15 protein-coding genes are annotated in these 26,723 nt (G+C 58.8%); 8 read left to right on the forward strand and 7 right to left on the reverse strand.

Translation table 11 applies throughout. The features are described from left to right. Positions 1 to 576 precede the first annotated feature (576 nt). Positions 577 to 3,162, forward strand: a complete 2,586-nt coding sequence (gene gyrA, locus H9S92_RS04900) for a DNA gyrase subunit A (protein WP_187465591.1) — start codon at positions 577 to 579, stop codon at positions 3,160 to 3,162. Between the two features lie 179 nt (positions 3,163 to 3,341). Beyond that, complete coding sequence (locus H9S92_RS04905) at positions 3,342 to 4,667, forward strand: tetratricopeptide repeat protein (protein WP_187465592.1); 1,326 nt, start codon at positions 3,342 to 3,344, stop codon at positions 4,665 to 4,667. Between the two features lie 270 nt (positions 4,668 to 4,937). On the opposite strand, the gene H9S92_RS04910 is transcribed toward H9S92_RS04905, so the two are convergent. Further along, complete coding sequence (locus H9S92_RS04910) at positions 4,938 to 6,203, reverse strand: putative DNA modification/repair radical SAM protein (protein WP_187465593.1); 1,266 nt, start codon at positions 6,201 to 6,203, stop codon at positions 4,938 to 4,940. Positions 6,204 to 6,388: 185 nt separating this feature from the next. On the opposite strand from H9S92_RS04910, the gene H9S92_RS04915 reads away from it, so the two are divergent. Further along, complete coding sequence (locus H9S92_RS04915) at positions 6,389 to 6,763, forward strand: RidA family protein (protein WP_187465594.1); 375 nt, start codon at positions 6,389 to 6,391, stop codon at positions 6,761 to 6,763. A gap of 153 nt (positions 6,764 to 6,916) precedes the next feature. On the opposite strand, the gene H9S92_RS04920 is transcribed toward H9S92_RS04915, so the two are convergent. Further along, positions 6,917 to 9,145: a T9SS type A sorting domain-containing protein gene (locus tag H9S92_RS04920; RefSeq protein ID WP_187465595.1), complete on the reverse strand. Its 2,229-nt coding sequence runs from the start codon at positions 9,143 to 9,145 to the stop codon at positions 6,917 to 6,919. A 254-nt stretch (positions 9,146 to 9,399) separates the two neighbouring features. Between H9S92_RS04920 and trxB the strand changes: the two genes are divergently transcribed. The 3 genes from trxB to H9S92_RS04935 all read left to right on the forward strand — a co-directional run bounded on the left by trxB (position 9,400) and on the right by H9S92_RS04935 (position 17,984). Continuing rightward, positions 9,400 to 10,338, forward strand: a complete 939-nt coding sequence (gene trxB / locus H9S92_RS04925; RefSeq protein ID WP_187465596.1) for a thioredoxin-disulfide reductase — start codon at positions 9,400 to 9,402, stop codon at positions 10,336 to 10,338. Positions 10,339 to 11,053: 715 nt separating this feature from the next. Next, on the forward strand, positions 11,054 to 12,010 hold the full coding sequence (locus H9S92_RS04930; protein WP_246463661.1) for a PorP/SprF family type IX secretion system membrane protein: 957 nt from the start codon (positions 11,054 to 11,056) through the stop codon (positions 12,008 to 12,010). Between the two features lie 70 nt (positions 12,011 to 12,080). Then, a complete protein-coding gene (locus tag H9S92_RS04935) occupies positions 12,081 to 17,984 on the forward strand; it encodes a gliding motility-associated C-terminal domain-containing protein (protein WP_187465598.1) in 5,904 nt (1,967 codons plus the stop codon). Positions 17,985 to 18,188: 204 nt separating this feature from the next. On the opposite strand, the gene H9S92_RS04940 is transcribed toward H9S92_RS04935, so the two are convergent. The 5 genes from H9S92_RS04940 to H9S92_RS04960 all read right to left on the reverse strand — a co-directional run bounded on the left by H9S92_RS04940 (position 18,189) and on the right by H9S92_RS04960 (position 23,662). Beyond that, the gene (locus H9S92_RS04940) at positions 18,189 to 19,448 is read right to left on the reverse strand and encodes a proline dehydrogenase family protein (protein ID WP_187465599.1); all 1,260 of its coding nucleotides are present in this window, start codon (positions 19,446 to 19,448) and stop codon (positions 18,189 to 18,191) included. Positions 19,449 to 19,590: 142 nt separating this feature from the next. Then, positions 19,591 to 21,066, reverse strand: coding sequence for a sensor histidine kinase (locus H9S92_RS04945; protein WP_187465600.1), 1,476 nt, complete (start codon positions 21,064 to 21,066; stop codon positions 19,591 to 19,593). Between the two features lie 112 nt (positions 21,067 to 21,178). Then, positions 21,179 to 21,883 (reverse strand): response regulator transcription factor, encoded by a 705-nt coding sequence (locus H9S92_RS04950; RefSeq protein WP_187465601.1) that lies wholly within the window; start codon positions 21,881 to 21,883, stop codon positions 21,179 to 21,181. A 179-nt stretch (positions 21,884 to 22,062) separates the two neighbouring features. Beyond that, the gene (locus H9S92_RS04955) at positions 22,063 to 22,665 is read right to left on the reverse strand and encodes an SET domain-containing protein (protein ID WP_187465602.1); all 603 of its coding nucleotides are present in this window, start codon (positions 22,663 to 22,665) and stop codon (positions 22,063 to 22,065) included. Positions 22,666 to 22,798: 133 nt separating this feature from the next. After that, positions 22,799 to 23,662, reverse strand: coding sequence for a DUF6089 family protein (locus H9S92_RS04960; RefSeq protein WP_187465603.1), 864 nt, complete (start codon positions 23,660 to 23,662; stop codon positions 22,799 to 22,801). A gap of 123 nt (positions 23,663 to 23,785) precedes the next feature. On the opposite strand from H9S92_RS04960, the gene H9S92_RS04965 reads away from it, so the two are divergent. Further along, positions 23,786 to 25,591 (forward strand): ABC transporter ATP-binding protein, encoded by a 1,806-nt coding sequence (locus H9S92_RS04965; RefSeq protein WP_187465604.1) that lies wholly within the window; start codon positions 23,786 to 23,788, stop codon positions 25,589 to 25,591. Then, positions 25,591 to 26,646: a UDP-N-acetylmuramate dehydrogenase gene (murB, locus tag H9S92_RS04970; RefSeq protein WP_187465605.1), complete on the forward strand. Its 1,056-nt coding sequence runs from the start codon at positions 25,591 to 25,593 to the stop codon at positions 26,644 to 26,646. The genes H9S92_RS04965 and murB overlap by 1 nt, the downstream gene beginning before the upstream one ends. Positions 26,647 to 26,723: the final 77 nt, after the last annotated feature.

Raw genomic sequence — 26,723 nt, forward strand, 5'->3', positions numbered from 1 at the left:
AGCTAGCACACGTCGGTACCGCATTCGAGTGAGTGTGTGGCAAACCGTGGCGCAACCTGGGGGTGAGGTTTAGATGAATGCGCCTCGGCAAGATAAACCCTTTTGCCGAAAAACATGCACCTGAGGTCCAGAAAAAAGTCCGTCCTCCTCTCCACCCAAAACTCCCCGGCAAAACGATCCGCCTTACGCACCAAGCCCTCTTTCCTCCGTAATACCAGTCCCGGGACCCACGCACAGGCACCAAAGGGAAAAAGTCCCGCAAAAGCCTTCTGCAACTGCCCACCCCGGAAGCAAATCCAATCGGGCTGGCCCGATGCAAACTTCTGTCCTCCGCCCCCCCATTTTTACCCCCAAAATCCTTCCCAAAGCCGCCAAAAATGCCTACCTTCGCGGGCGCTTCCTACGGGAAAGTAACGACGCTGGCGTAGCCCCGCGCTGGAACCAACGGGGAGCAAAGCAGGTGTTTGCCCGGCCCAGCCAGGCCCCTCCCCCGCTCCTCAAACGTTCCCGGCACCTGCGGCCGCGCCCTATGAACTATTGACTACTAACGACTTACGCTTTACCAGATAACTTAATATGCCAGATAAGCAGCGCATCATCCCGGTCAACATCGAAGACCAGATGAAATCCGCCTACATTGACTACTCGATGTCGGTGATCGTGAGCCGGGCCCTGCCCGACGTGCGCGATGGCCTCAAGCCCGTCCACCGCCGGGTCCTTTTCGGGATGAACGAGCTGGGACTGAGCTTCCGCAGCGCCCACAAGAAGTCCGCCCGCATCGTCGGGGAGGTCCTCGGTAAGTACCACCCCCACGGCGACTCCTCCGTCTACGATACCATGGTCCGCATGGCCCAGGAATGGTCCCTTCGCTACCCCCTCGTGGACGGGCAAGGGAACTTTGGCTCCATGGACGGCGATAGCCCCGCTGCTATGCGCTACACCGAGGCCCGCATGCAGCGCATCAGTGAAACCGTCCTGGGCGACCTGGACAAAGACACGGTAGACTTCCAGCTCAACTTTGACGATACGCTCAAGGAACCCACCGTAATGCCCACCCGTGTGCCGCTCCTGCTGGTCAACGGTGCCTCGGGCATTGCCGTCGGGATGGCCACCAACATGCTGCCCCACAACCTGACGGAAGTGGTTGACGGCATCATGGCGACGGTGGATAACCCCGAGATCACTATCGATGAGTTGATGCGCCACATCAAAGCGCCCGACTTCCCCACCGGCGGCATTATTTATGGTATGGACGGCGTGCGCGAAGCCTTCCGCACCGGCCGCGGCCGCGTGGTGGTCCGCGGACGCGCCACCATCCAGGTAGATGACCACGACCGCGAAGCAATCATCATCAGCGAAATCCCCTACCAGGTCAACAAAGCCACCCTGGTTGCCAAAATCGCCGAACTGGCCAACGAAGGCAAGATTACCGGCATCAGCGACGTCCGCGACGAATCCGACCGCGACGGCCTGCGCATCGTCATCGAAGTGAAGCGCGACGCGATGGCCAACATCGTCCTGAGCTACCTCTATAAGTTTACCCCCCTGCAATCCAGCTTCGGCGTCAATAACGTCGCGCTCGTCCGCGGACGCCCCATGACTCTGAACCTGAAGGACATGGTGGAGGAGTTCATCGACTTCCGTATCGAGGTCATCCAGCGCCGCACCGTTTTCGAGCTCAATAAAGCCCTGGCCCGGGCCCATATCCTGATCGGCCTGCTGGTCGCCCTCGATTACCTGGACGAAGTCATCGCCCTCATCCGCGCCAGCTCAAACCCCGACGACGCCCGCGAAGCCCTGATGCGCGGCGACTTCATCGACGACAAAGACGCCTTCTGGAACAAGTTCCGTGCCCTCGTCGAAGAAGCCCAGACGGCTGAACTCGTCGTCCTGGAAGGCGACGTACTCAGCGAAGCCCAGGCCCGCGCCATCCTCGACATGCGCCTCCAGCGCCTGACGGGCCTGGAGCTGGACAAAATCCGCGACGAATACGCCGAGATCCGCCACCTGATTGACGACCTCCGCGACATCCTGGGCAGTGAGGCCCGGCAGCGCGCCATTGTCAAGGAAGAACTCCTCGACATCAAAACCCGTTTTGGCGACGAGCGCCGCTCGGAGATCAGCCACGATACGGCCGACATTTCCATCACCGACATGATTGCCAATGAGGATGTGGTAGTCACCATCAGCAAACTAGGTTACATCAAGCGCACCCCCGTCAGCGAGTACCGCGCCCAGAGCCGGGGCGGCCGCGGCAGCCGGGGCAGCCGGACACGGGATCAAGACTTCGTAGAGCACCTCTTCATTGCCAGTAACCATAATTACCTGATGCTCTTCACCGAGCAGGGACGCTGCTTCTGGCTCCGGATCTACGAAATCCCCGAAGCCGGCAAACAAAGCGCCGGCCGCGTGATCCAGAACCTCATCGCCATGCCGATGGACGATACCGTCCGGGCCTACATCAGCGTGCCGGACCTGACGGACGAGGCCTTCCTGGCCAACCACTCCATCATTTTTGCCACCAAAAAGGGCGTGGTAAAGAAAACCAGCCTGGAGCTGTACAGCCGGCCCCGTGCCAATGGCATCAACGCCATCACCATCAACGAAGGCGACCAACTGCTGGAAGTACGACTCACCAACGGCAGCAGCCACGTATTCCTGGCCACGAGCAAGGGCCAGGCCATTCATTTCGAGGAAGAGAAAGTCCGCAACATGGGACGTACGGCCACCGGCGTGCGGGGCATCAGCCTGGACGGGGAAGATGACGCCGTCATCGGTATGGTGACGCTCGACCACGTCGAAGACGCCGATAAGACCATCCTCGTCGTCAGCGCCCAAGGCATGGGCAAGCGCTCCGACTGGGAGGAATACCGCATCACCAACCGCGGCGGCAAGGGCGTCCGGACGCTGAAAGTAACCGAAAAGACCGGCAACCTGGTCGCCATCAAGGCCGTGACGGAAACCGACGACCTCATGATCACCAACCGCTCCGGCATCGTCATTCGTACTTCCATGGACGAGCTCCGCGTCATGGGCCGCTCCACCCAGGGCGTCCGCCTGATCAAGCTGGAGCCGGGCGACGAAATTGCCGACGTGGCCATCGTCTCCACGGTCGAAAACCTGGAAAGCGAAGCAGAAGAAGTGAAAGGCGAAGAGGAATAGCCTGGCTATGGGCCCGCAATCCCCCAATTTTACCGGCTTTGCGGGCCCCTTGCTTTACTTTTAAGAGACTTTTAACGACTTTTGCCCCGTTCATTAACGTTGTTTAGTTACCCTGGGCGTCGCCTGAGCGTCTACAGGGTGTTCAACCGAATCAAGAAAAACCAACTCAAACTACCATCATGCGCAAATTATTTCTCAGCGTATTTGTTCTCCTCCTCGCCGTTTCAGCGGTGACGGCCCAAACCGGAGCAGATGCGCTCAAAGCTGCTAAAAAGTCTTTCGATTCCTACAATCTGAGCAAAGACCAGGCCCAGCTCGTCGAAGCCGCCAACATGATCGAAAAGGCCATGCAGGATCCCACCGTCGCGGCCGATTCCAAAGCACTGCTGGAAGCTGGCGACATCTACTCCGCTATTTTCAACACCTACCTTCAGTCACGGGTGCTCGATCCCGCTACCGCTGAAGTTGTAGTACCCGGTGCCGCCGTGAAAGCCGCCGAAGCTTACGTGAAAGCCTACGAGAAGGCCGACAAAAAACCAGCCCAGAAGGCGGCCCTCAACGGCCTCCAGGGCGTACAGGGTAACATCTCCAACGAAGGCATCTACGCCATCCAGGACAAAGACTACACCAGCAGCGCCAAGGCTTTCCAGACCAGTGTAATGGTTGATAAGTTCCTACGCGATAACGGTGGTGAATCTGCGGTAGATGAGACGAAGCTGCAGGACGAGAAATACTACGCTGGCCTTTCGCTGGTGCTCAACGAAGAGTTTGCGACTGCCAAGCCTTACTTCACTGAGCTCTACGCAGCCGGCTACGATGATGCCGGTCTTTACGACGCGCTCTACAAGATCGCCATGGCCGATGGCGACAAAACTGCAGCAGCCAAGTACCTGACCGAAGGCCGTACTAAGTTCCCCGAGGAAACTTCTCTGCTCTTCACCGAGATCAACTACTACCTTTCCGAAGGCCGCCTGAATGAACTCACCGGCAAACTTCAGGAAGCCCTGAACAAGGAGCCGGAAAACGTAAGCCTCTACGCCACCCTGGGCCAGGTGTACGAAAACCTCTACAAAACGGAAAGCGAAGCCGGCAATACCGCAAAAGCTAACGAATACTTCGACCTCGCTAAGGCCAAGTACGAAGAAGGCCTGAAGGTGGACCCCAGCGCCGCTAAACTGATCTACAGCCTCGGTGCCATGATCTACAACCGCGGTGCCGCCATGACGCAGGAACTCATCGAACTCGGCAACGACTTCAGCAAAGAAGGCCAGAAGAAGTACGAGATGATGAAAACGGAAGTGGATGCCGAGTTTGAAAAAGCCCTCCCCTACTTCCAGAAAGCGGAAATGGCTGACCCCAACGACCTCAACACCCTGATCGCCCTCAAGGAAATGTACGCCCGCATCGATGAGTACGAAATCTCTGGCGAGTTCAAAACCCGGATCGAAAAAATCCAGGGTGGCGAAACCATCACCAAGTCTTACTTCAAAGAAAAAGGCATGTAATTACCGCGCCGGCGGCTAAATCCCTCCGGCAGCCAAGCCTACGGGGCCGATTCGCAACTGCGGGTCGGCCCCGTTTTTATTTGCCTTACCTATAATTTGGGCGCGGCCGCAGGTGCCGGGTAAATCCTGAGGAGCGGGGGAAGCCAATCCGGTGCGCAAATGGTGCCCCGGTGGACAGTAGAACCGACCTAAGCCCGGTTTGCCGCCAACTTTCCCCTGCAATAAGAATGGAAAGTGGCATATTTCCAGGCAAGCGTTCCATGCACCCATTTACGCAAACAAGGACAGCTGCCCGGTATCTACGTGACGGCCAGAAGCGCTTCGCTCGTGGAGCACCCGCCAGCGGATGACCGAGGGATCAAAACCGAGTTGCCGGAAGTCCTTATCAGCGCAAAGGATGAAGTACTGAGAGCGTTTCCAGACGACGCCAATCTTCTGGAGATGTTCCCGGCGCAGGGGCTGAAAACGGCGGGATTCGACAATTTTACGCGCCGACTTCACGCCCACGCCGGGAATGCGGAGGATCATTTCCAGGGGGGCGGAATTAACGTCGATGGGGAAGAGGTGGGGATTGCGCAGGGCGTAGGCGAGCTTGGGGTCCAGGTCGGGGTCGAGCATGGGCTGGGCGGCATCGACGATTTCGCTGGCGGAGAACCCGTAGAAGCGCATCAGCCAGTCGGCCTGATACAGACGGTTTTCGCGGCGCAGGGGTGGCGCGCTCAGCGTGGGCAGCCGGCTGTCGTTACTGATGGGGACGTAGCCCGAGTAGTAAACCCGCTTGAGCGATTGGTCGTGGTAGAGACTGGTGGCCAGTTTCAGGATGTCGTGGTCGGTCTCCGGGCTGGCCCCGATGACCATCTGGGTAGACTGCCCGGCCGGCGCAAAATTGGGCGTGTGTTTAGACCGGACCAGGGCACGGGACTCCGCGCGGTAGCCATCGATGGACTTTTTCAGGAAGTTCATCGGGGTGTACACGTCCTGATAATTCTTCTCCGGGGCTACTTTTTGCAGGCTCATTTCGCTGGGCATTTCCAGGTTGACGCTCAGGCGGTCGGCGTAGAGACCCGCCTCGTGGATCAGCTCATCGCTGGCCCCGGGGATGGCCTTGAGGTGGATGTAACCGTTGAACTTATGCTCGGTGCGGAGCAACTTCGCAATCCGGACGAGGCGTTCCATCGTGTAATCCGCACTCTTGAAAATGCCGGAGCTCAGGAAAAGCCCCTCGATGTAGTTGCGCTTGTAGAAATTAATGGTCAGATCAACGACTTCTTCTACGGTAAAAGCGGCGCGTTTGACGTCGTTGCTCTTGCGGCTGACGCAGTAGGCGCAGTCGAAGATACAATGGTTGGTCAGCAGGATTTTGAGCAGAGAAACGCAACGACCATCCTGGGTGTAGGTGTGGCAGATGCCCATGCCCGTGGCGTTACCGAGCCCGTCGGGGGTGTTTTGCCGTTTGCTGCCACTGCTGCTGCAGGAGACATCATATTTGGCAGCGTCGGCCAGGATTTTAAGTTTTTCTCCGGTTTTCTCATTCATGCGTCAAATTTACGCTTTTTTGTTTGCAAAACATTATCTTTGACACATAAAGTAAAATAGATGACATTATGTTTACTCTCCTGGCTTCCCCCGCTCTATTGTCCGCTCTCCCCCCTTCGGGGGGTCAGGGGGGAGCACCTGCGGACGCGCCCGCCAAAGCGATGGAAGGCCGTACCTTAGTGCCCATGAAAATCATCCAACACGACGCCATCCCCGTACCCGCCGGCCACTACAGTCCGGTGGTAGAGCACAACGGGACACTGTACATTTCGGGGCTCCTGCCGCGGCGCGAAGACGGCAGCATCCCGGAAGGCATCGCCGCCCAACTGGAACTGGTGCTGGCCAAACTCGAACACCTTTTGCTGCACGCGGGCAGCGACCGTCACCACGTTTTGCAAGCCAGAATTTACATCCCCGACGTCAGCTACTGGGAGGCCGTCAACGCCACCTACGCTGCCTTTTTCGGGGGCCACCGGCCCGCCCGCTGCGTGGTGCCCAGCCGCGATCTTCACCACGGCTGCCTGGTAGAACTGGAAGCGGTGGCCGCCGTCATCGCCTGATGACCGCAGGCACCGGAGGTGAAATCAAGGGGAAAGGCCTTCAAAATATTTTAAGAAAATGTTGAATGAGTACAATTGCCATCAACCCAAATAAAACAGCCGCCCAGGATCTTCCCGAGCGGCTGTTTTATTCTAGCCAAGTTCTACTCCCGTTTATTGCTTTACAAAACGCTGCGTACCCCGCTCGCTTTCCAGCAGGTAGACGCCGGGAGCCAGGTCGCCCACGGGCAGACGCTGCTGCCCTTCCACGACGGTCCATTCTCGGAGCAATTTACCGTTGATGTCGTAGAGGCGCAGGCGTGCTTCCTGGCCCGGGGCGATGCCGGGCCACTGCACAAACAACTCATCCGCCACGGGATTGGGGTAAATTAGCCATTCTTCGCCGACGGCCCACTGCACGTTCACCACCTGGGAGAAGCTGAAAGTACCGTCGTGGTCTGTCTGCCGGATCCGGTAGGTATTGCTGCCCGCCTGCGGTGCGAGGTCGGGGTAGGCGTAGCTGCCGCTGGTTTGCGACGGTACATTGGCCAAAGCCTGGAAGCTGCGGCCCCCATCCACTGATTTTTCCACGGTAAAGAAGGCATTGTCGGGCTCCGCCGCCGTGGTCCAGGTTACGACGATGGTTTTATCCTGGGGAGCTGCCGCCACGCTTAGCCATTCCACGGGCAAGGCCACGAAGGGCGGCAGAATATAGCCCCGGGCAGTCAGGATACTGTGGATGGTTTGGCGCGTGGCATTGTCGTAGCCCAGCGCACCGGAAGCATTGAAGACCGCTACCGCCGCATCGTTCTGGTTGGAGCTGCTTCCCGTCAGGGCAATGCCTTCCCAGAAGACGCGGTCGGCCAGGGGTTTGCCGATGGCATCGAGCACCTGGATCATCGCCGTGGCCCAGATTTGGCCATCGTTGTGGATGCCTCCAGTGAGTTGGGTGGGATAAATACGGGTATCGTCCGTCCGCCGGCCGGGCCAGAAGGGGTTGTGCCCGTCCCAGTTAAAGACAAAGTTGTAGGAAGGGTGAGAAGGAGCGAAGGAGGTAACGGAGCGGTTGTAGGAAACGGCCCAGTAATCGCCACTGCCCTCGCTCAGGCCCTGGTTGTTGGAAAGGTTGCCGCCCGTAATCCAGTCGTGGAGGCCATGGCCCAGTTCGTGGTGTACCACATCGGAATCCTCGGCATCGTCCACGCCGCCTTCCCCGAAGTAGAGGCATTCGCAGCCGCCGGAGTAGCGGGAGTTGTCCGCACCGTTGAAGCCTGCGGGGTCTACCCGCACGCCCGTAGTGTACCCCCGGGGCCGGACGGTGACGCCCAGCGTTTCGTTGAGGTAGCGCATGGAGGCATCGATGTGGTAATAGACGCTGACGGCCTCGAAAGCGTCGTCGCTCCGGTTGGCCGTCCAGTTGGGACTGGTTTGGGAAAAGATGCCCTTCGCCGGGGCTTCCAATTCCACCACCTCGGCCCAGGGCCCCTTGAGCAGGTAATTGGTTCCATCGAAGGTGATGTCCAGCAGCGTCACATTAAACTGTTGGGCGAGGAGCTCAGGCGTGTTGCTGTCGTTGCCATCGACCAGTCCGGTAGCACCGTACACGGAACCGGAAGAAGAAAGGGGATCGGGGTCAAAGACCTTGCCGGTGCCGGAGACCAGCATGGGGGCGGGGGTGTAGCTGGGAGGCTCGGAATGGTCGTGGTCGTGGTTGCGGTAGTAAACGGCGATGTCTTGGGCGCGCAGCACCTCCCCGTTTTTGGCGTCGATGAACACTTCCCAGTCGCCCGCTGGCGTAACGGCGCTGACGGCGATGCGGTAGGCCAGGCGGGCGCCCTCGGCACGGGGCAGGATGAGCAGCTCTTCGCTGGAGCGGCTGATGGTGCCCGCCAGGCGGAGGTGGCGGTAAGCGAGGTCTTTGGCGGCGCTCAGGCTGATGGCCGGGCGCACGTCGGGGACGTTGCTATCGTACTGAAAGTTATTGTGGACGTAGTGCACCTCCCCCGTGGGCGTGTAAGAAACGGCAATTTCTCCCTTGTGGACGGGCAGCCCCTCGTAGCGCTGGGCGAGGCGAACGGTGGTACCCGCCGCTCCCTGCCGCAGGAAAGCAAGTTCAAGATTGGCCAGGTCGGCGTTGCTCAGCCCCAGTTGCCCGGCGCGCGCGGTGAGGTATTCGCGGGCGTTTTCCTCCGGCGTTCCGTTGCCGACGCGGTAGTTCGGTTGGTACAGGGCCAGGGGGAGGCCAGTGCGGGCATCGTGGCGGCCATCAGGTCCCTGCACGGTGCTCTTTTCCGGGGGTAAGCCAAAGGTTTGGTCTTGCACCGGAACTGGTTTTTGGGCCAGCAGCGTGTATGGCAAAGACAAGGTCAGGAGAAAAAATACCAGGCGAGTAGGTCGACGCATAGGAGTAAAATTATTTCAATAATTGGGCAAAAGTACAGCGGGGGCTGCGGAAATTTTAGCACCTTGTTCCAACACCAAAGAAAATGAGTCTGACTGCCGTAAAGACGACGATAAGGGCGCGGCCGCAGGTGCTGGGGCTGAGGATAAGGGAGCGGGGGGAGGTCAACCCTGCCCCCAAAATGCTGTTCAAACCTTTGCTAATTTGGCTTCCCTAAGCGGGAATTTCTACCTTCGCCGTCAAATTCAACATTGCCATGGGCACAGAACCTCTCAAGACCGTCATTATTGGCTCCGGCCCCGCTGGCTACACTGCGGCCATTTACGCAGCGCGTGCTTTGCTCAAGCCCGTATTGTATACCGGCAAAGAACCCGGTGGCCAATTGATGATTACGACTGACGTGGAAAACTTCCCCGGCTACCCCGACGGCGTCATGGGCCCCCAGATGATGGATGACCTGAAGCGCCAGGCCGAGCGCTTCGACACCGTGGTGAAGCACGAGTTGATTGAGCGCGTTGATTTTACCGGGCCAATCCACAAGATCTACACGGAGACCGGGGAAGAAATCCTGGCCCACACCGTGATCGTCTCCACCGGCGCGAGTGCCCGCTGGCTGGGATTGGAAAGCGAGCAGCGCCTGATGAACCACGGGGTAAGTGCCTGCGCGGTTTGCGACGGCTTTTTCTACCGCGGCAAGGAAACGGCCATCGTGGGGGCCGGGGACAGCGCCTGCGAAGAAGCCCTCTACCTGAGCAACCTCTGCCCGACGGTCCACATGCTCGTGCGCCGCGACGAAATGCGCGCCAGCAAAATCATGCAGGACCGCGTCATCCAGCAGAAAAACATCAAGATCTACTGGAACACCGAAGTGGAAGAAATTCTGGGCGACGACCACGTCACCGGCGTGCGGGTGTTCAACAACCAGACGGGCGAAAAGCAGGACATTGCGGTGGCGGGTTTCTTCATCGCCATTGGCCACGTCCCCAACACTTCCATGTTTAAGGATTGGCTGGACATGGAAAGCACGGGCTACCTGATTCACCAGCCGAACACGACCAAGACCAACGTTCCGGGCGTCTTCGTTTCCGGCGATGCGGCCGACCACGTTTACCGGCAGGCCATCACCGCCGCCGGGACGGGCTGCATGGCGGCCCTTGATGCCGAGCGCTACCTGGGCAGCATCGGGGTGATTTAGCGCTGGTTGGGACTTTAGTGTACTGGAAATCTTCCCCTGTGGCGGCGTAGCTTTCGGCGCTTGACCTACCCTGCTCTCCCCCTTTGGGGGTTGGGGGGCCAACGAACTCCCCCCTTCGGGGGGTCGGGGGGGAGCACCTGCGGCCGCGCCCTGCTGCTACTGGCTAACTGCTAATTTTCGGGCCTTGCACACTAACGCGGCAGCGGCTGTCGTTTGCCAAGCACCTTCCCCCACCCAGTTATAATTACAAGCTCGAAAATTCCGACTCATGCTGCTGCGGAGTGCCTGGCTTTTGTCTTTACTAGTCAGATCTCACTGGTCACCGTTTGGTGCTGAAACTCAAGATCCCGGGCCGCAGTGGCTACGGGGAAATCCTTGCCCGACGGGCCGGAGGCCAAGAAAAGGTTTACGGACGACGGGACAAAACCACTGCACTACGATTCCCCACCGCTCCCTAAAGGATGGAGCGCCTTAACACCCCGAAGGAAAATTTCGTAGTACTTTTGCCCCGCTTTATCAACCAAGACCGGCCATCCGTTCACGCGGACAGCTGGCGTTTCTCCCCGGATTTGCTACAGATCCAAACATTTTGAACCTGATAACAATAGTGGGCACTGGCGACCGTTTTGCAAGCAGTACGGCGGTTCACCCTGGCCTGATATCGTTAAATTCGTAATCCCATGTCCGTACCGCGCCGGACGGTTAAACAATGTTTATGAAGTACGCCCGACTCTTAGGTCTGGGGATTGTATTGTCGCTGATGAGCGGCAATGGCCTCTTTGCTCAACAACTTTCGCTTTTCACCCAGTACCGGGAGAATGCCACCATTATTAACCCTGCGGCCATGGAAAGTGATTTCCTGACCTTTGGTTACAACATGTCTTTTGGGGCCAACTACCGCAGGCAGTGGGCCGGGCAGCAGAACACCCCGGAGACGCAATCGATCCGTTTTTCCTACATCAATTCCCAGGCTTCGGGAGTGGCCCTCACCGGGGGTGGCTACCTGATGAACGACCAGACGGGGCCTACCGGGTTTACGGGGGCTTACGGTCGGGTGGGAGCCGTCATCAGCCGGGACCCGGAAGAAGGGGGCATCAGCGTGGGGCTTTCCGCTGGCTACGTGGGCTACAGCGTGCGGGTCAGTGAGCTGGTTTTTCAGCAAAACGGCGAACCGCTCAGTGGGACGGACATCGGACAGGGGCACCCCGACATTGGCCTGGGCGTTTATGCGTACCGCTACGCCAGTGATTACAGCATGTTCTACGGCGGCATTTCGGTACCCCAGCTGCTGGGTCTGGACCTCACCTTCCAGAACGAAAACGGCCAATTCAACATCCAGCGCCTGCGGCACTTTTACGGCATGGCGGGCTGGTATTTATTTACCGGTTCTGACAGCTTCCTGGAGCTGAGCTCGTGGGTGAAGTACGTGGAAGGGGCGCCGTTGAATGCGGACATCAGCCTGCGTTACCAATTGCCCAGTGCGCCCTACATGGGTGCGGGCATCAGCACGGCGGGTAACTTCCATTTCGAGGCGGGCCTGAACATCGGGCAGTCTTACAATTCCGACACCAACTTCCGGATTGGCTATGGCTTCGACTATTCCTTCAGCAGTTTCGGCCCCAGCGTTGGTGGCACCCACGAGCTGCAAGTAGCCGTGGCGCTCATCCGCTAGCCCGGGGTAGCCGCAACGGGCTCCCACAGTAATCTCACATTCCTAGGTCTTTTTTTACAAGTTTCTACCCATGCGGTACCTATTTACTCTTCTTGGCTTGGTTGCTGGCCTAACGGTCTTCAGCCAGGAGGTTTCTACCACCTTCATTCTGCCCGATGTTGCTGCCAACAATAACTCGGAGGTTTGCTTACCCATCACGGTCATCAACTTCTCGGCCGGCATTGAATTCGGGTTTGCCCTCCGGACGGAAAAGCCCGAGGACGGTGGAGCCCTTACGTTCACCCGCGTGCAGAACCTCAACCCCATGATCCCGAACTTCGACATGGGGGATTTCGACCTGACCACTTACGTCAACGATGGACTCATCACCGTGCGTTGGAGGAATTACGGCGCCAACCAAACCTGTGTGGATGCTCCCTCCACCGTAACGCTGCCCGACAACGCCATCCTCTTCGAAGTTTGCTACAACGTCGTAGGGGCCATCGCGACGAACCATCCGGTAACCTTTTTTGACAAGCCCGACGACGACCCCTTTGACGGGGTGGACGACTCGGTTCCCGTGATTTTCAACAAGCGCGCCCAGTGTACGCAAGGGAACGATGCGTTTCCGGGCATCGACAACGGTTCGGTAACCATCGGCGTGAGCCCCGTGGTCTTGAACGTTGTCCCCCAGCCGGGTCTTTACCAACCGGGTGACACCTACTGTGTGGACGTAGTGGCCGAATCGGGCTTCACGGCGCTCAAGGGTTTTCAGTTTGGCCTACAGTTTGACAATACCATCCTGCGGTCCGTTTCCGCCACGGCCAATACCATGCTTCCCCAGCATACGAACGCCAGCTACAATTTATTCGGGGGTAATTCTTTCTACGGCGTTTGGTCTCCCTTTGGGGATATTTCCGCAACACTGGCCCCGGGCACGACCATTGTCACGGCTTGTTTCGAGATCATTGGTGAGTGTAGTGACCGCACCGATATTCAGGTTGGGCCTTCGCCGTCGAACGGCTTCCGGCCCGTGGAAGCCAATGGTACGGGACCTGGCCTGACCAGCGTCCCCGTCATCCCCGGTGGTACCCGTCTGATCGTTGACGACTGCAATCCCGCGGGTTTCGATGTGGTGGTGGATTGCCCCGATGGCCCCATCAACTTTAACGATACGGACGTTTGCGTACAAATCAAGGCCGGCACCGACTTTATGAACATGCGGGCGATGGACTACCTCATCAGCTGGGACCCCGCCGTGCTGGAGTACACGCGCATCCAGAATCGCAACCCGGCACTTTTCATCAACGAGAACAGCGACTACGACATTACCCAAACCGGCAATGGCCGCCTGGGCTTTGACTGGGATGCTTTGACCAACCAACAGCCTTCTCTGCCAGCGGGGGCGGTGGTTTTTGAAATTTGCTTCAACGCCATCGGCTTTGGCGGTACGAGTGCCATTTCGGTCTCCGACCTGCTCAACGACATCCGTTCCACCACCACCACTTTCAACGGGGTGAACCCCACCAACTGCGCCATCACCATTGAGCGTCCGCAGGGAGTGGCCATTGATTTCCCCGACGAAATCGGCTTCAGCAGCACCCAGGACGGCTGTTTTGACCTGGAGGTATCCAGTTTCAGTAACGTCAACCAATTCACTCTGTACATTTCCCTGAACGGGGCATTGTTTGATTTCCGCAGTTTCAGTGCGGCGGTCCCCGGTGTTACCGCAGTAGAACTTGCTCCGGGACTCCTGCAACTCAACTACAACGGGCCGGTGCTCAACCTGGCGGACGGGGCTTCTTTGGGTTCCCTCTGCTACCGCGCCGATCCGGCAGCCGACCCGGCCGACTGTGCTGAACTCGGCCTGGCCTCCTTCATCTTCAGCCAGGTCTTTACTACCGAAAGTGAAGGCAACTCCGTTCCCGTTGAATCGCTGGACGGCGAAGCCTGCGTGCTTTTCCCGAACGGATTTGGCCTCATTGTGAGCGATGCCGAAGGTTTTATCTCCGATGAAGTTTGTGTGCCCGTAAGCGTCACCCGCTTTACGGACGTCACCTCCGCTTCCATGAACTTCACTTTCGACCCTGCCATGGTTACTTTTGACCGGGTGAACTTTTCGGGTCCGTGGACGGGCCTCACGGCGGCCAACGTAAACACGGCCAATGCAGCCATTGGCAGCATCAACATCACCTGGTCCACCACTGCTCCTGCGGGGCTCAACATCGCTAATACGGATACCGTGCAGGTATTCGAGCTTTGCTTCACCACCCTTGCCGAGGATGGTTGTATTGACATTGAGCCGGAAGACGGTGCGGACCCAACCACGACCACGGCCTCCGGTCCCGGCAGCATTGTCTACCGCGCTGGTGAATTGTGCCTGGAAGACCGCCTGGTGCTGCTCAACATTCAGGCCATCCCCGCCAGCTGTGCCGGTGCGGACGATGGCATGATCATCTTCGAAACTGCCGCACGCCCCAACAATGAAGACATCTTCATCCGTACCGATAACCCCGTGCGTTTTGGCAACACGGGTTCGGTGGGTGGGCTCCTGCCCGGCACGCAGAGCTATACGATTTACAATGCCAGTGGAAGCGTCAGCCTGACGGGAACAATCGAGATTGGCGTTGACCCCGCCAATGCGGCAGTGGCCGTTGCCGGCGACGATACCGAACTGAGCTGTGGCCAAAACTCCTCGGCGGTCATCAACGGCCGCAACAACGTGGGCACCACTTTCCAGCTTTTCATTCTGCAACCCGACGGCAACCCCCGCTCCGTTCGTACCGGTAACGTCAGCAACGACGGCAACGTAGTAGCTTCCGTGACCGAGCCCGGCACTTACATCCTTGAAGTGACCAGTATGGCGGGCTGTAAGGCCCAGGATACCGTCATCGTCAACAGTGCCAACCAACCCACCGCCGAAGCGGGCGAGGCCACCCTTATCCTCGATTGTACCAATGAATTCCTGACACTTTCCGGGGATGGCTCGAGTGAGGGGGCTAACGTCGGATACCTCTGGGAGCGCATCAACGGCCAAGGTGATGTTCTTGCCGAAGTAGGCACCACCCGCGACGTCAACGTCAATATGGGTGGGCGGTACCGCCTCACGGTTACTTTCCGCGATGTACAGTGCTCCAATACGGACGAGGTGGTAGTCCGTGACGAACGCGTTATCCCTAACAGCATTCTCCCGACGGAGGCACCACTAAACTGTGATGACAGTCCCCTGATCCTCACCATTGGCCCCGCCGAAAACAACGTGGAATACGCCTGGTCGCGCCTCAACGAAGGTATGGTGCTCGGGACCAACAATACGTTCACCCCCACGGAAACGGGTACTTACGTAGTAGAGCTGCGCAATACCCTGACCAACTGTGCGCGGGTGGATACGGTGGTGGTCATTCCCAGCATCGGTGCGCCGGGCATTCTCCCGCTGGAAGGCCTGACGATGAACTGTTCGCCGGATACCCTGCGCTTGTCTCCCACCTACGAGAATGTTTCGGGAACGACTACTTACCTGTGGAGCACCGAAGATGGCCGGGTGGTCATTACGGAGCTCGACGAGCCCTCTCCCCGCGTTGTCCTGCCCGGCACTTACCAGGTAGTGGTGTCCAATGGTGAATGTCGGGACAGCCTCTCCATTGTGGTGGGCGACCCCGTTACGCCCACCGTTAATGCTGGCGCGGACGCCGAGATCCTTTGCCAGCAAACCTTCCGCCTGGAAGGTGCGGGCAGCACCACTACGGGTTCCAGCCTCAGCTACCAGTGGTTCACGGCAGGGGAAGCAATCCCGATGGGCGCTGCCCAGGCCGTAGTAGTAGACCAGCCCGGAACCTACGTTTTGCGGGTGACGGACGACGTCACTGGCTGTGTCGGTACCGACACGGTAGTCCTGACCCCTCCCATGGGTTTCCCCGTGTACGAGCTTGCGGACACGATCGGTGGACTGGGCTGCGCGAACGACATGATCACTATTGGCGTTACCGTGGCCAACCCCGCCGACTATACCTACCGGTGGGCCGACCCCATGGGCAACGAAATCAGTACGAACCGCACCGCCCAGGCCAACAGCCCGGGCTTGTACTCCGTTACGATCACCAACCCGGCAACCAACTGTCAGGCCATTGACCAGGTCTTCGTCGATGACGATGCCAATACGCCCCCCTTCGTCACCTTCCGCCAGAACAGCATTGACATCACTTGTGAATCCGGACCAGCCCTGATCGATGCCAGCGGCTCAACGGACGGGTCTTTCTTCGAGTACGTCTGGTCTTCCAGCAACGGCGGCGAAGAGCCCGCTACCCAGGGTAATGACACCCTGATTGTGCGCAGTGCGGGTACTTACCGCCTGACCATCCGCAACCTGGCTACGGAGTGTGAATCCTTCCGGGAAGTGGTCGTAACGGACAGCCGTGACTTCCCCAACGTAGAAGCCGTAGAAGGCTTGCAGTTGGATTGTGACACCCGCGAAACCGTCATTGGCGTCAACATTTTGGACCAGCCCAATAGCTACAACATCCAGTGGGTAGGACCGCCTGCAGCCGATACCCTGCCCCTTAACGTCGACCGCATCACGGTAACGGTGGGTGGTACGTACACGGCGGTGGTCATCAACCCCATTTCCAGCTGTGTTACGCCGATCACCATCCGCGTCGAGGACCTGGTGGACAGCATTGCCACGCTTTCGATCATGCAGCCTGATTCTTTCGATTGCAACAATACAACGATTACCATTGACGCTACGGATTCCGAACTGGGCAACACCTCGCCCGACAATATCCAGTGGTTGAGCCTTGATGGTAACAACATAACTCCGCCCACTGGCTCCCTCATCGTTTCCGTGGATGGCCCCGGGGATTACATCCTGGCCATCACCGACGGCAATGGCTGTGAAGTACGCGATACCGTTACGGTGGCCGCTGCACTGGGGACTCCCTTTGCCCAGGCTGGCCCGCCGGTAGAGGTTGACTGTGGAGAGATGCCCCAGTTGGACGGCAGCATGAGTACGCCCGCGCCGGGTGCCAACGTCACCTACTTCTGGAGCTCTGCCGATGGAGGGAGCATCATTAGCGGTGAAGCTACGGCCCGCCCCTTCGTCAGTGGCCCGGGCACCTACCAGCTCGTCGTTACCAACCTGAACAACGGCTGTGCGGATACTTCGTCGACCACCGTAATGCTCAACGCCCAGATTGCCGCCGACCTGCCCGCCAACTTCAGCACCTGTGAACTGACCTTCACCGTTGACGCCAACCTGCCCGCCGGAACCACCGGGGTATGGTCCTCCTTCAACGACGACGGTGCCAGCTTCACGGCCGAAGCCAACCAGGCCACCGTCACCGAACTGGCCAACGGCATCACTTTGGTGTGGACCCTCTCCGCGCCCGACTGTCCCGAGTACAGTTCCGATACCGTCCGCATCACCCCTGAGTCCGCTCCCACGGCCAATAACGACGTACTGGAAGTGGGTGGAACCGAAACCGTAGGCCGCGTCAATCTGCTGACCAACGACCAACGGACGGGCGCAGTTACCGTCCGGTTGCTCACGGAGCCCAGCTTTGGGGAGATCCTCTCCAACCTCAACGGAGACATCACCTTCGAGGCACCCCAGGGCCTCTCGGCGACGACGATGATCGACTACGAACTGTGTAGCGTAGCCTGCCCGACGCGCTGTGATACGGCCACCCTGACCATTCGCAGCAGTGCCGACGGGGCCAACCCTACGGTGTTCAATGCCTTTACGCCCAACGGCGACGGCATGAATGATTTCTTCGTTTTCGACATCCTGACGCTGCGCCCTGATGAATTTCCCGACAACGAGATCATCATCTTCAACCGCTGGGGAGACATCCTCTACGAAGCTTCTCCCTACGCAAACAACTGGGATGGCCGCAACCAGAATGGACAGGACGTGCCCGAAGGTACTTACTACTATATCCTCCGCCTGAACATCGGCGAAGGAGAGATCATCCGAGGAGACGTTACCGTCATCAGGTAAATCTCCGGGCAAGTACCCAAATGAGAAGCGCCGCGGTCAGTACTGATCGCGGCGCTTTTCGTTTTTTTATGGTGTAGTAAACCTGGATTATGGATGCGCGGCATCCTCCAAGTTCTTAAAAATTTTAGACACGCTCTAAGCGCCCTTACCTCTTTAGTGGTTCAAAAAAACCGTCGGGTTTACCCGGGGCGAAGGAAGCAGCGCCTAAGCTTTTCCCCGGCGGGCGAGTTCCTGGTGAATGAGTTTAAGCTCCCGGCCCATTTCTCCGGTGACGGAGGCATTTTCCTGGGCCCGCCGCGTAAGGTAAGGGAGTACTTCTTTTACGGGGCCGTAGACCAGGTATTTGGCCACGTTGTAGCCGCCGGCCGCCAGATTGAAGGTGAGGTTATCGCTCATGCCCAGGAGTTGGGCAAACTGGATGTGGGGGTGGCTGCGGGGCACTTGGGCTGCGGCCAGCAACTCTGTCGTCAGGCGGATGCTCGCTTCGTTGTGGCTGCCTACGCAGCAGGCGATGGTATTGATGTTGTCGATGCAGTAGCGCAGCGCCGTGTTGTAGTCGTGATGGGTAGCTTCGAGGCTCGGCTGGATGGGGCTGGGGTAGCCTTTCTCCTCCGCCCGGGCTTTTTCCTTGACCATATAGGCACCGCGCACCAGTTTGGCCCCCAGCAGATAGCCTTCCTGACGGGCGCGGGTGTGGCTATCGATCAGAAACTGTAGCCGGTCGTGGCGGTAGAGCTGGAAGGTATTCAGTACGATGACTTTCTCCCGGTTGTAGCGGGCCATCATCTTATTGGCCAACTGATCGATGGTATTCTGCATCCACGATTCTTCGGCGTCGATGTAAACCTGGATGCCGAATTTCTCCGCCTGCCCACAGATGGCATCCAGCCTCCGCAGCAGGGCCTGGAACTGGCTATGGGTATCGTCGTCGAAGTCAATCTCCTGCTCATTGAGCCACTCCAGCATCGCATCCGAAGAAAGGCCGGTGATCTTCACCACCACGGCCGCAGAGGCCTCGGTTTCGCGACTGAACTCAATGGCCCGCAGGACCTCCTTCATGAACACATTATAGTCTTCTTCGGAGTTCTTGGCCTCTGCACCGTAATCCAGGATGCTTTTCACATTCCGCTCGAAGAGACGCTCGATGGTGGGCAGCGCCGTTACCAGGCTGGTACCGCCCACAAATTGCCGGTAAATCGTGTTTTTCACGGACCACTCCGCCCCCGGCAGGCCGAGCTTCACCGCACCTACGCCCAAGGAAGACATAATGCTCGTGAGCCAGTTCAGGCCCATGAGCTGGAAAAGGCGAGCGGAATACTTCAACTCCGCATCGCTCAAGTGGCGGAAGGTTTTTTCCGTATCGGAAAAATCCGGCAGGGGGAGGGCTTGCTCCATCGCCACCAAGTCCTTGGCAGCTTGCTCGGCCAGGGGGAATTTCCGCACGGGGCCACTCGTATCTTTCATCTTCTAATCTTGATTGGGCACGCAAATATCGTTCTAACGCAGCAATTGGGTTCAGGTTTCCCGGCGGCTCCCTGGTGGTCTTTCAAACGTAAATTTTTGGGTAATCTGCAGCACCTCGCCCAATTTTTATGGGTGCAGCCCTCTAGCCCGCCAATTCTCCCCGCAGCGGCAATTCAAAGCAAAAACTCGTCCCTTCCTTCAGCTTGCTATGGATGCGGATACGCTGGTCGTGCAATTCCAGAATCGATTTCACGATGGCCAGGCCCAGTCCCGCACCGGGGTTTTGCCCATCGCGGGTACGTTTCACCTTGCGGTAGCGATCGAAAACGAAAGGCAACTCCGCTTCCGGAATTCCGGGCCCGGTATCGGCCACCTTAATCCGTACTAATGTGGCATCCGCCCGCATCTCCAGCAAGACTTCACCGCCCGCAGGGGTGAATTTCAATGCGTTGTCCATCAGGTTATTGAGTACCCGTTCCACCAGGCTCAGGTCGGCAAAAATATGGGGCAGGGCCTGGGGAACGTCCAGGCGGATGTTTACCCCTTTGGCACTCGCCAAAACGCTGAATTTGTGCGCGACATCCTGGGCCAGTTCCCCGACGTTGAAGGCCTCCTTCTGGGGAACAATCTGCCTGGCCTCCAATTTGGAGTATTCGAAGAGCTGCCCGATCAGCCCCGAAAGTCGCTCAGCGCTGTTCAAAATTGTGTTGAGGTGCTTGCGTCTTTCCTCCGGCGGCAAGGTCTCCGTTTTCATCAGGAGTGTTTCTACGAAGCCCTGGATGATGGCCAGCGGCGTCCGCAGGTCGTGGGAGATATTGGCAATCAACTCCCGGCGCAGGGTATCGAGGGATTTGAGCTCGTCGATACTGGCGGTGATCTGGTCCGCCATGCCGTTAAACGTCGTTGCAACGGCGGCAAATTCCCCTCCCGCGTCGGCGTCAATGCGCGCAGCGTAGTCGCCCTCCTGAAAGCGGTGTACCGCCGTCTCAATCCGCCGCAGGTTCCGCGTCAGATAGCGCATCACCAGCAGACTCACCACGAAGGCCAGTGCAAGGCTCAGGAAAAAGAAAAAGGTCCCCTGGCGAAGGATATACGACGACTGCAACGGCCCGGCAACCAGGGCCTGCTCTTCCCCACTCAGAATAATGTACACGTACCCCTCCAGCGCCCCCGTCGCGTTGCGCACCTCGGCCGCCGAAAAAATGTTGGCGCGCCCGGGGTTCCGGGGGTCGTCGCCCTTCAGGAATGGTCGTTCCTGCGGCGGGGCAGCAATAAACGCGTGAATGGGCTCCAGGTCAACCCGCTCCAGCTGCACGCGCTTGTTGGGCGCTACGTAGGTAACTATCTCCCCGTCGGGCCGCAACAAATACACCTCCACACTGGGGTTGATCACCATCATGGAGTGCATAATGTCCTGGATCATCATGGTGTCCACCCGCCCATCCACCATGGGGCTCAACTCCGCAACCGTGTGGCTGGCAATGCTGCCGTACAGCCGCTGGTGCATCTCGGCCAGGTAGTCGTCATTGAGGTAAGAAGAGATCGCCACGTAAGCCAGGCCGATCATCAGAAACAGGCCGAACAAGAGGGCAGAAAGCTTAAAGTAGAGTTTATTCATGCCAAAAGAGGAATAGGAAGCACGGGTATTGCGACCCTGCATGGCTGACCGGGCGCGGGCGCAGGATGCAGGGTCGGGTGGAAGGAGCGGGGGAAGGTCCGGCTCCGGCGTATCACAGGTCTTCGTTGAAGCGGTAGCCCACGCCCCAGTTCGTCAGGATGTAAATGGGCTGTTGCGCGTCGGGCTCAATCTTGGTCCGCAGGCGATTGATGTGGGAATTGACGGTGTGTTCGTAGCCCTCAAAGTCGTAGCCCCAGATCAGGCTGAGGATTTTTCCCCGGTCGAAAGACTTTCCCGGGTTGGACGCCAGCAGCGTAAGCAACTCAAACTCCTTGGGAGAAAGATCAATGCGCACCCCGCCCCGTGCCACCTTACGCTTATCCAGGTCGATGGTGAGCTCACCGTAGCGGTAGGTGACCGCTTTTGGTGCGCTCGTCGGGACGTTTTGCCGTTCCGCCCGCCGCAACAAAGCTTTGACGCGAGCGATGAATTCCCGAATGGAAAAGGGCTTGGTGATGTAATCATCCGCCCCCATCTCCAGGCCGAGGACTTTGTCGAACTCTTCGGACCGGGCGGTGAGCATCAAAATGGGCGTATCGATGTCTTTACCGCGGATGCGCCGGCAAATTTCCGTCCCCTCCATCCCGGGCAAGGTCACGTCCAAGACCATGAGATCGTAGGCCTCGGCCAGGGCCATTTCCAGTCCGGTGCGCCCGTCGTGGGCCACGCTGATGGCGCAGCCGAGATCGGCCATGTGGATGCGGAGCAGTTCGACGATGTCGGGGTCGTCTTCAACAATTAAAGCGTTGCGTTGCATACTTGCGGCTTTTAAAAGTCAAACCACAAGATAATCCGACAGTTATCACGGAAGTATCACGCTTTCTTTGCGGATTATCCCGGTGCCTGCAAAGTGTTGCGGTGCCGACAGTTGGGCGAGCCCTGCTCTTTCACTTTCCCTGGCACCTGCGGCCGCGCCCCGCTACGCTCCCGCATGGCCTAGCGTGCTGCGGCGGACTGCTGCAAACGCAGCGCGTAAACGGAGCGGTACAGCTCCGGCTGCGCGAAAAACTGGTCGAGCGACTCCCGCGTTTCGGCGTCGAGGAAGGGCATCAGGGGCTGGTCCACCTGGAATAATTTAGGGATAGAGGCCTTGATCTTTTCGTCCCAGTCGCGGTAGTAGGTATCGAAGTCTGCCGGACGAATCACCTTCCGGCAGGTGGGTTCGCCGCAAACGAGGGTCATCTCCCGGTCGAGGTTAAAAATGCCGTATTCGTCGGTGATCTGCTCGCCCGCCTGGATGTCGCGGATGGCAATTTCAAAGCCGTAGCCCGTGCTGATGGTATTGCAATTGCAGCAGTGGTTTACGTATTTGGCAAAATCCCAACTGACGATGCGGTTGCCCTTTTCATCGATGTAGGAATACTTTTCGATGACCTCCTGCATGTCGCTGCCGTGCATGAGGTAATCGGTGGGAGAAATGACCAGCTCGAGGCTGTCTTTTACGTAAACGATGGTTCCTTCGGGGATGTAGGCGGTTGCGAAAACGCCGTAGCCAATAGGCTCACCAATGTTGCGCAGTTCGGTATCTGGATGAATCATTCAGGTTGGCGATAAATTAAAAGCCAAGGTACTGTATTCCAACAATTTGGGTAGCTTAAACAAAGGAAGCTCACTCAAGCCTGCTGAAAGACAAGAGAGGAAGGGGGGAAACGGGAAAAGGGAAGCAGGGGGGCTAGAATTTGTAGCAACCCGACTTATTGCTGCCGCCTTCGCCCAGGGTGATCCCAAAGGTGAGGCCGCCGACGAAGTAGTAATCGTTGTTTTCGCCACCGCGGCGGTACTCCAGATCGGTAACTTCCGCAGGGTTGGTTACGGCGGGGTTAGAGAAGCGCGCGGCACGGCTGCCATCGGGGCTGCCCGTCAGGACATCAAGGTAATTGACTTGCGTGAACCCGATATCGTCCAGGTAATCCGTGCCCGTGATGCGGCCACCGAGTTCGAGGCCCACGACGAAGCGTTCGGCGAAGCGGAAACGCACGCCTCCGCCCAGGATGAAGACGGCGCGGGTCAGTTCGTAGGGCGCTGCGGCGTAGCGGGTGGGGTCAAGGCCCTGCCCTTCGGTGCGCAGGGGCTGCAGTTCGCTGTACTCGCCGTCGAGCAGGCCCTCGGGGTTGAAACTCAGCACGCCGATGCCGCCGTAAACGTAGGGGGCAACGAAATTGCTGCCGGGGTCGCCGAGGTAAAAGAGGTCGTATTCGGCAACGACGTTGAATTCCGTGAGTTTGGAGCGGAAGTTGCGGTTGACGATGGGGTTGTTGCCCATGCCGTCGGGGGCGGGCGCGTCGCGGTCTCCACTCAACTGGCCGAAATTGCCGTTAATGCGGATGCCGAAGCGGTTGGTGGGGCGGTAGCGCAGGTAAGCACCGGCGGCAAAGTTGAGGTCCTCGAAGAAGAAGCCAAACTGGCTGGGGCTTAAATCTCCGGTGTAGGCGGCACCACCGGCCTTAACACCCAGTTCCAGGCTCTGGGCCGAAACGAAGGAAATGCTCCCGAGGCCAAGTAGCAAGCAAAGGAGGGTACGTAAACGGATCCGCATAAGTAGGTATGGTTGGTTTTTGGGAAATATTCCGGCGTGTATCTCATAGAAAGTTCAAAGTTAGGGGAAAAATTGTGCGGGGCAAGACATTTTCTTCCCGGATGCGTTTCCTTTGCACTGCTTATGACGCAATCCAAAGAAAATACTGCCCCCACGGCCCCGACCCGCTCTCAAAAAGAGAAGCTCAGTCGGTCGGTCCACATCTTCAGTTACGTCTGGCGATACCGTTGGAAGTTTCTCCTCAGTTTCCTCACCCTGGTGCTCAGCAGCCTGGTCTTTCTGGTCATCATGCAGCTGCCGGGGGAGGCGATCAATATCCTCAACGGCGAGAACAAGTACGGACTGACGACGGAGGAAGTCTTTGGCATCCTCGCCATCCTGCTGGTGTTCCAGGCTCCGCTGAGTTTTTTGCGGGTCCGGCTCCAGGCGGAAGTCAGCGAAAGAGCCATGGCGTCCCTGCGTAAAGACCTGTACACGAAGATCTTACGGCTCAACATCCCCTTCTTCGAAAGCAACCGGGTGGGCGAGCTCACCAGCCGCATCACCAACGACATCAGCCAGATCCAGGGCGTTTTTTCGCTCACCCTGGCGGAGTTTTTGCGGCAGATCATCATCCTCCTCGGCGGCATCACCTACATCCTGGTAACGATGCTCAAGCTGGCCCTGGTGAGCCTTTCCATCTTCCCGGTGGTCGTCATTTCGGCGATGGTCTTCGGCAGCTACGTCCGTAAAATGACCAAGGCCCGGCAGGAGCAACTCGCCGCCTCCAACGTCATCGTCGAAGAAAGCCTCCAAAGCATCAGCACCGTAAAGGCCTACACCAACGAGGCCTTCGAAATTGCCCGCTACGGCAAGAGCATCGACGAAACGGTGCGCATCTCCCTGAAAACGGCCAGCGCCCGGGGCATTTTCGCCGCCTTTATCGTCACGGTCATGTTCGGTGCCCTTTTCTACATCATCTACCGGGCCGTGTTGTTGGTGCAAACGGGCGATTTGCCCGTCGGCGACCTCTTCAGCTTCGTCATCTTCACCGCCCTCATCGGCGGATCCATCGCCAGCCTGGGGAATTTCTACACCGAGATCGTCTCCGCCCTCGGTGCTTCCGACCGCGTGATCGACATCCTGCAAAGCAAAGAGACGGAGCCCACGGCCAAGCAACAGCCCGCCGCGGCCCCGGCCCTGGAAGGCCTCATCCGCTACGAAAACGTGCACTTCCACTACCCTACGCGCCCCGATGTGAAGGTGCTCAAAGGAATTGACCTGACGATCCAACCCGGCGAAAAAGTAGCCATCGTGGGCGCCAGCGGCAGCGGAAAATCGACGATCATGAAGCTCCTGCTCCGCTTCTACCCCATTGCCGAGGGCCGCATTACGGTGGACGGCCAGGACATCGAAGATTACCCACTGGAGGGTTTTCGCAAAAACCTCGCCCTTGTCCCCCAGGAAGTACTGCTCTTCGGGGGTAGTATCCGGGAGAACATTGCCTACGGAGACCTGACGGCTACCGACGAAGCCATCCGCGAAGCCGCCCGGCAGGCCAATGCCCTCGATTTCATCGAGGGTTTCCCCGAAGGCCTCGATACGGTGGTGGGCGACCGCGGCATCCAGCTCAGTGGCGGACAGCGGCAGCGCGTGGCCATCGCCCGGGCCATCCTCAAAAATCCGTCCATTCTCCTGCTCGACGAAGCCACCAGCAGCCTCGACGCCGAAAGCGAGCGCGTGGTACAGGAGGCCCTGAACCGCCTGATGGTGGGCCGCACCAGCATCATCATCGCCCACCGCCTGGCCACGATCCGGGAGGTCGACCGCATCTACGTCCTCGAAAACGGCACCATCGTCGAAACCGGCACCCACGCCGAGTTGAGCGAGCGGCCCGATGGGGCGTATTCTGCACTGGCGCGGCTCCAATTTCAGGCCATTCCCGACTGATGCGCAGCAACGTTTCCCTCACTTCCTTCAACACCTTTGGCCTGCCCGCCGTGGCGGAGCGCTACCTGCCGCTGACGGATCCGCAGCAGCTTCAGGACCCCATTTTTCAGCGTCCGCCGGCCCTGGTGCTGGGCGGGGGCAGCAACCTGCTCTTGCTGGAGCATTTATCTGGCCTGACGGTGCACGTCCAGCTGGGAGGCGTGCAGGTGCTGGGCGCGGCCGCAGGTGCAGGGGCCGGGACGAGGAGCGAGGACAGTCCGCACTACTACCAGCCCGAAGTCATTTTGCACGTCGGGGCGGGCGTGGATTGGAACCAACTGGTGCGCTACACCCTCGACCAGGGCTGGTACGGCCTCGAAAACCTGATTTTGATTCCGGGGACGGTCGGCGCAGCCCCCGTGCAGAACATCGGTGCCTACGGCGCGGAAGTGGCCGAGCGCATCGTGGCCGTCCACGTCTGGGAATACGGCGTGGGCCCGCGGGTGCTCCGCCCGGAAGAATGTCATTTCGGCTACCGGGACAGCCGTTTCAAGCAGGAGCCCGACCGCTTCCTGATCACGGCCGTAGACCTGCGCCTCAACGGGGAGCACCGCCTGAAGACCGGCTACGGAGACATCCAGCGTGAACTGGAACGCCTCGGCAAAACGGACCCTCGCCCGGCCGACGTAGCCCTGGCCGTCACCAACATCCGCCGCAGCAAACTGCCCGACTGGTTTTTCCTCGGCAACAGCGGGAGTTTTTTCAAGAACCCGGTGGTTCCCCTGTCCGTCGCCACCAGCCTCCAGCAGCGCTACCCGGAATTGCCCGTTTACCCCGTTGATGGGCAGTCCGCCAAGCTCGCCGCCGGTTGGCTCATCGACCAGGCCGACCTGAAGGGTGTGCGCCACGGGGCGGTGGGCAGCTACGCGCGGCAGGCGCTTGTCTTGGTCAACCACGGCGGGGCTACCGGACGGGAGGTGCTGGCTTTCAGTGCTTTTGTCCGGCAAACCGTGTTTGAGAAATTCGGGGTGGAGCTGGAGCGGGAGGTGCAGTTGGTGGGGAGTAGTCCTGGCTAAGCGCGTGTATAAAGGTGGCGGTGAAATCTAATATGGTTGAATCGACCCGGAGGGTCTCAACCTAGGGGGGAGATCGA

It is taken from the genome of Neolewinella lacunae (genome assembly GCF_014349155.1).
Lineage (GTDB): Bacteria > Bacteroidota > Bacteroidia > Chitinophagales > Saprospiraceae > Neolewinella > Neolewinella lacunae.

Excerpts from the sequence above, each read along its gene's own strand:
- gyrA (WP_187465591.1), top strand. The coding sequence starts at position 577 with ATGCCAGATAAGCAGCGCATCATCCCGGTCAACATCGAAGACCAGATG.
- H9S92_RS04905 (WP_187465592.1), top strand. The coding sequence starts at position 3,342 with ATGCGCAAATTATTTCTCAGCGTATTTGTTCTCCTCCTCGCCGTTTCA.
- H9S92_RS04910 (WP_187465593.1), bottom strand. The coding sequence starts at position 6,203 with ATGAATGAGAAAACCGGAGAAAAACTTAAAATCCTGGCCGACGCTGCC.
- H9S92_RS04915 (WP_187465594.1), top strand. The coding sequence starts at position 6,389 with ATGAAAATCATCCAACACGACGCCATCCCCGTACCCGCCGGCCACTAC.
- H9S92_RS04920 (WP_187465595.1), bottom strand. The coding sequence starts at position 9,145 with ATGCGTCGACCTACTCGCCTGGTATTTTTTCTCCTGACCTTGTCTTTG.
- trxB (WP_187465596.1), top strand. The coding sequence starts at position 9,400 with ATGGGCACAGAACCTCTCAAGACCGTCATTATTGGCTCCGGCCCCGCT.
- H9S92_RS04930 (WP_246463661.1), top strand. The coding sequence starts at position 11,054 with ATGAAGTACGCCCGACTCTTAGGTCTGGGGATTGTATTGTCGCTGATG.
- H9S92_RS04935 (WP_187465598.1), top strand. The coding sequence starts at position 12,081 with ATGCGGTACCTATTTACTCTTCTTGGCTTGGTTGCTGGCCTAACGGTC.
- H9S92_RS04940 (WP_187465599.1), bottom strand. The coding sequence starts at position 19,448 with ATGAAAGATACGAGTGGCCCCGTGCGGAAATTCCCCCTGGCCGAGCAA.
- H9S92_RS04945 (WP_187465600.1), bottom strand. The coding sequence starts at position 21,066 with ATGAATAAACTCTACTTTAAGCTTTCTGCCCTCTTGTTCGGCCTGTTT.
- H9S92_RS04950 (WP_187465601.1), bottom strand. The coding sequence starts at position 21,883 with ATGCAACGCAACGCTTTAATTGTTGAAGACGACCCCGACATCGTCGAA.
- H9S92_RS04955 (WP_187465602.1), bottom strand. The coding sequence starts at position 22,665 with ATGATTCATCCAGATACCGAACTGCGCAACATTGGTGAGCCTATTGGC.
- H9S92_RS04960 (WP_187465603.1), bottom strand. The coding sequence starts at position 23,662 with ATGCGGATCCGTTTACGTACCCTCCTTTGCTTGCTACTTGGCCTCGGG.
- H9S92_RS04965 (WP_187465604.1), top strand. The coding sequence starts at position 23,786 with ATGACGCAATCCAAAGAAAATACTGCCCCCACGGCCCCGACCCGCTCT.
- murB (WP_187465605.1), top strand. The coding sequence starts at position 25,591 with ATGCGCAGCAACGTTTCCCTCACTTCCTTCAACACCTTTGGCCTGCCC.